This window comes from Pseudomonas sp. GW821-FHT02C04 (assembly GCF_059421845.1).
The window spans coordinates 1-5396 of record NZ_JBWKVT010000016.1 but is presented as its reverse complement, the minus strand read 5'-3'; the positions used below and the strand labels follow the sequence as shown (position 1 = coordinate 5396).

The 5396-nt window shown below is 51.4% G+C and carries 2 tRNA genes and 3 rRNA genes; all 5 read right to left on the bottom strand.

The annotated features are described in order from the left end of the window. Positions 1 to 71 (bottom strand): 5S ribosomal RNA (gene rrf / locus AC07VV_RS30425); the annotation flags it as partial. A gap of 150 nt (positions 72 to 221) precedes the next feature. After that, positions 222 to 3112: ribosomal RNA gene (locus AC07VV_RS30420) — 23S ribosomal RNA — on the bottom strand. Positions 3113 to 3357: 245 nt separating this feature from the next. Further along, positions 3358 to 3433, bottom strand: a tRNA-Ala gene (locus AC07VV_RS30415). A gap of 30 nt (positions 3434 to 3463) precedes the next feature. Beyond that, positions 3464 to 3540, bottom strand: a tRNA-Ile gene (locus AC07VV_RS30410). An 81-nt stretch (positions 3541 to 3621) separates the two neighbouring features. Then, positions 3622 to 5158 (bottom strand): 16S ribosomal RNA (locus tag AC07VV_RS30405). Positions 5159 to 5396: the final 238 nt, after the last annotated feature.

The window sequence follows — 5396 nt, the reverse complement described above, 5'->3', positions numbered from 1 at the left end:
TCGGCGATGCATCGTTTCACTTCTGAGTTCGGGATGGGATCAGGTGGTTCCAACGCTCTATGGTCGTCAAGAAATTCGGGTACTGAGTCGTGGCCAGCTGGCCTCGCTTCAGCAAATTGGGTATGGGATAGTTTCGGTGTTTTTGTGAACTCGAACTTTCGGTTCGTTTCGTCTTCACACACCGCAATCTGGCCTTTCGACTCAAATTGCTTGGGTGTTATATGGTCAAGCCTCACGGGCAATTAGTATTGGTTAGCTCAACGCCTCACAGCGCTTACACACCCAACCTATCAACGTCGTAGTCTTCGACGGCCCTTCAGGGAACTCAAGGTTCCAGTGAGATCTCATCTTGAGGCAAGTTTCCCGCTTAGATGCTTTCAGCGGTTATCTTTTCCGAACATAGCTACCCGGCAATGCCACTGGCGTGACAACCGGAACACCAGAGGTTCGTCCACTCCGGTCCTCTCGTACTAGGAGCAGCCCCTCTCAAATCTCAAACGTCCACGGCAGATAGGGACCGAACTGTCTCACGACGTTCTAAACCCAGCTCGCGTACCACTTTAAATGGCGAACAGCCATACCCTTGGGACCGGCTTCAGCCCCAGGATGTGATGAGCCGACATCGAGGTGCCAAACACCGCCGTCGATATGAACTCTTGGGCGGTATCAGCCTGTTATCCCCGGAGTACCTTTTATCCGTTGAGCGATGGCCCTTCCATACAGAACCACCGGATCACTAAGACCTACTTTCGTACCTGCTCGACGTGTCTGTCTCGCAGTCAAGCGCGCTTTTGCCTTTATACTCTACGACCGATTTCCGACCGGTCTGAGCGCACCTTCGTACTCCTCCGTTACTCTTTAGGAGGAGACCGCCCCAGTCAAACTACCCACCATACACTGTCCTCGATCCGGATAACGGACCTGAGTTAGAACCTCAAAGTTGCCAGGGTGGTATTTCAAGGATGGCTCCACGCAAACTGGCGTTCACGCTTCAAAGCCTCCCACCTATCCTACACAAGCAAATTCAAAGTCCAGTGCAAAGCTATAGTAAAGGTTCACGGGGTCTTTCCGTCTAGCCGCGGATACACTGCATCTTCACAGCGATTTCAATTTCACTGAGTCTCGGGTGGAGACAGCGCCGCCATCGTTACGCCATTCGTGCAGGTCGGAACTTACCCGACAAGGAATTTCGCTACCTTAGGACCGTTATAGTTACGGCCGCCGTTTACCGGGGCTTCGATCAAGAGCTTCGCGTTAGCTAACCCCATCAATTAACCTTCCGGCACCGGGCAGGCGTCACACCCTATACGTCCACTTTCGTGTTTGCAGAGTGCTGTGTTTTTAATAAACAGTCGCAGCGGCCTGGTATCTTCGACCGGCATGGGCTTACGGAGCAAGTCCTTCACCCTCACCGGCGCACCTTCTCCCGAAGTTACGGTGCCATTTTGCCTAGTTCCTTCACCCGAGTTCTCTCAAGCGCCTTGGTATTCTCTACCCAACCACCTGTGTCGGTTTGGGGTACGGTTCCTGGTTACCTGAAGCTTAGAAGCTTTTCTTGGAAGCATGGCATCAACCACTTCGTCGCCTAATGGCAACTCGTCATCAGCTCTCGGCCTTGGAATCCCGGATTTACCTAAGATTCCAGCCTACCACCTTAAACTTGGACAACCAACGCCAAGCTGGCCTAGCCTTCTCCGTCCCTCCATCGCAATAACCAGAAGTACAGGAATATTAACCTGTTTTCCATCGACTACGCTTTTCAGCCTCGCCTTAGGGACCGACTAACCCTGCGTCGATTAACGTTGCGCAGGAAACCTTGGTCTTTCGGCGTGGGTGTTTTTCACACCCATTGTCGTTACTCATGTCAGCATTCGCACTTCTGATACCTCCAGCAAGCTTCTCAACTCACCTTCACAGGCTTACAGAACGCTCCTCTACCGCATCACTTACGTGATACCCGTAGCTTCGGTGTATGGTTTGAGCCCCGTTACATCTTCCGCGCAGGCCGACTCGACTAGTGAGCTATTACGCTTTCTTTAAAGGGTGGCTGCTTCTAAGCCAACCTCCTAGCTGTCTAAGCCTTCCCACATCGTTTCCCACTTAACCATAACTTTGGGACCTTAGCTGACGGTCTGGGTTGTTTCCCTTTTCACGACGGACGTTAGCACCCGCCGTGTGTCTCCCATGCTCGGCACTTGTAGGTATTCGGAGTTTGCATCGGTTTGGTAAGTCGGGATGACCCCCTAGCCGAAACAGTGCTCTACCCCCTACAGTGATACATGAGGCGCTACCTAAATAGCTTTCGAGGAGAACCAGCTATCTCCGAGCTTGATTAGCCTTTCACTCCGATCCACAGGTCATCCGCTAACTTTTCAACGGTAGTCGGTTCGGTCCTCCAGTCAGTGTTACCTAACCTTCAACCTGCCCATGGATAGATCGCCCGGTTTCGGGTCTATTCCCAGCGACTAGACGCCCTATTAAGACTCGCTTTCGCTACGCCTCCCCTATTCGGTTAAGCTCGCCACTGAAAATAAGTCGCTGACCCATTATACAAAAGGTACGCAGTCACAGAACAAAGTCTGCTCCCACTGCTTGTACGCATACGGTTTCAGGATCTATTTCACTCCCCTCTCCGGGGTTCTTTTCGCCTTTCCCTCACGGTACTAGTTCACTATCGGTCAGTCAGTAGTATTTAGCCTTGGAGGATGGTCCCCCCATATTCAGACAAAGTTTCTCGTGCTCCGTCCTACTCGATTTCATGACTAAGAGATTTTCGCGTACAGGGCTATCACCCACTATGGCCGCACTTTCCAGAGCGTTCCGCTAATCTCAAAGCCACTTAAGGGCTAGTCCCCGTTCGCTCGCCACTACTAAGGGAATCTCGGTTGATTTCTTTTCCTCAGGGTACTTAGATGTTTCAGTTCCCCTGGTTCGCCTCTTGCACCTATGTATTCAGTACAAGATAACCATCTTATGATGGCTGGGTTCCCCCATTCAGACATCTCCGGATCAAAGTCTGTTTGCCGACTCCCCGAAGCTTTTCGCAGGCTACCACGTCTTTCATCGCCTCTGACTGCCAAGGCATCCACCGTATGCGCTTCTTCACTTGACCATATAACCCCAAGCAATCTGGTTATACTGTGAAGACGACATTCGCCGAAAATTCGAATTTCTCAACTAAGAGAACTCACAAATTTTACCTTAGCCTGATCCGTTACCAGTGAAAGTAACGTTCAGTCTATCTTTCTATCACATACCCAAATTTTTAAAGAACGAACTAGTCAAAGACTAGAAATCAACATTCACCATCACAGCGATGGAATGCTCATTTCTAAGCTCTTACTTCAGAAGCAGTAGTGGTGGAGCCAAGCGGGATCGAACCGCTGACCTCCTGCGTGCAAGGCAGGCGCTCTCCCAGCTGAGCTATGGCCCCGTATTTCTACAGGCGTTTCCCACACAAAATTGGTGGGTCTGGGCAGATTCGAACTGCCGACCTCACCCTTATCAGGGGTGCGCTCTAACCAACTGAGCTACAGACCCAATTTCGGGCTGCTTCTTTCGTCTTCTTCAATGAATCAAGCAATTCGTGTGGGAACTTATGGAGCAGCTGATGTCGTCGATTAAGGAGGTGATCCAGCCGCAGGTTCCCCTACGGCTACCTTGTTACGACTTCACCCCAGTCATGAATCACACCGTGGTAACCGTCCTCCCGAAGGTTAGACTAGCTACTTCTGGTGCAACCCACTCCCATGGTGTGACGGGCGGTGTGTACAAGGCCCGGGAACGTATTCACCGCGACATTCTGATTCGCGATTACTAGCGATTCCGACTTCACGCAGTCGAGTTGCAGACTGCGATCCGGACTACGATCGGTTTTATGGGATTAGCTCCACCTCGCGGCTTGGCAACCCTTTGTACCGACCATTGTAGCACGTGTGTAGCCCAGGCCGTAAGGGCCATGATGACTTGACGTCATCCCCACCTTCCTCCGGTTTGTCACCGGCAGTCTCCTTAGAGTGCCCACCATTACGTGCTGGTAACTAAGGACAAGGGTTGCGCTCGTTACGGGACTTAACCCAACATCTCACGACACGAGCTGACGACAGCCATGCAGCACCTGTCTCAATGTTCCCGAAGGCACCAATCCATCTCTGGAAAGTTCATTGGATGTCAAGGCCTGGTAAGGTTCTTCGCGTTGCTTCGAATTAAACCACATGCTCCACCGCTTGTGCGGGCCCCCGTCAATTCATTTGAGTTTTAACCTTGCGGCCGTACTCCCCAGGCGGTCAACTTAATGCGTTAGCTGCGCCACTAAGAGCTCAAGGCTCCCAACGGCTAGTTGACATCGTTTACGGCGTGGACTACCAGGGTATCTAATCCTGTTTGCTCCCCACGCTTTCGCACCTCAGTGTCAGTATCAGTCCAGGTGGTCGCCTTCGCCACTGGTGTTCCTTCCTATATCTACGCATTTCACCGCTACACAGGAAATTCCACCACCCTCTACCATACTCTAGCTCGCCAGTTTTGGATGCAGTTCCCAGGTTGAGCCCGGGGATTTCACATCCAACTTAACGAACCACCTACGCGCGCTTTACGCCCAGTAATTCCGATTAACGCTTGCACCCTCTGTATTACCGCGGCTGCTGGCACAGAGTTAGCCGGTGCTTATTCTGTCGGTAACGTCAAAATTGCAGAGTATTAATCTACAACCCTTCCTCCCAACTTAAAGTGCTTTACAATCCGAAGACCTTCTTCACACACGCGGCATGGCTGGATCAGGCTTTCGCCCATTGTCCAATATTCCCCACTGCTGCCTCCCGTAGGAGTCTGGACCGTGTCTCAGTTCCAGTGTGACTGATCATCCTCTCAGACCAGTTACGGATCGTCGCCTTGGTGAGCCATTACCTCACCAACTAGCTAATCCGACCTAGGCTCATCTGATAGCGCAAGGCCCGAAGGTCCCCTGCTTTCTCCCGTAGGACGTATGCGGTATTAGCGTTCCTTTCGAAACGTTGTCCCCCACTACCAGGCAGATTCCTAGGCATTACTCACCCGTCCGCCGCTGAATCCAGGAGCAAGCTCCTTTCATCCGCTCGACTTGCATGTGTTAGGCCTGCCGCCAGCGTTCAATCTGAGCCATGATCAAACTCTTCAGTTCAAACATCTTTGGGTTTTGAGAAAACCCTAAACTTGGCTCAGCAATCGTTGGTTACATCTTTGATTTCTCGCGGAGTAACTTGTGATGCTGATAATCTTTCTGACTATCAGTCTGACTCCACAAGCACCCACACGAATTGCTTGATTCAGTTGTTAAAGAGCGGTTGGTTAAGATCTTTCGTCTCAACCGAGGCGCGCATTCTACAGCAGCCTCATTTGCTGTCAAGTGATTATTTTCA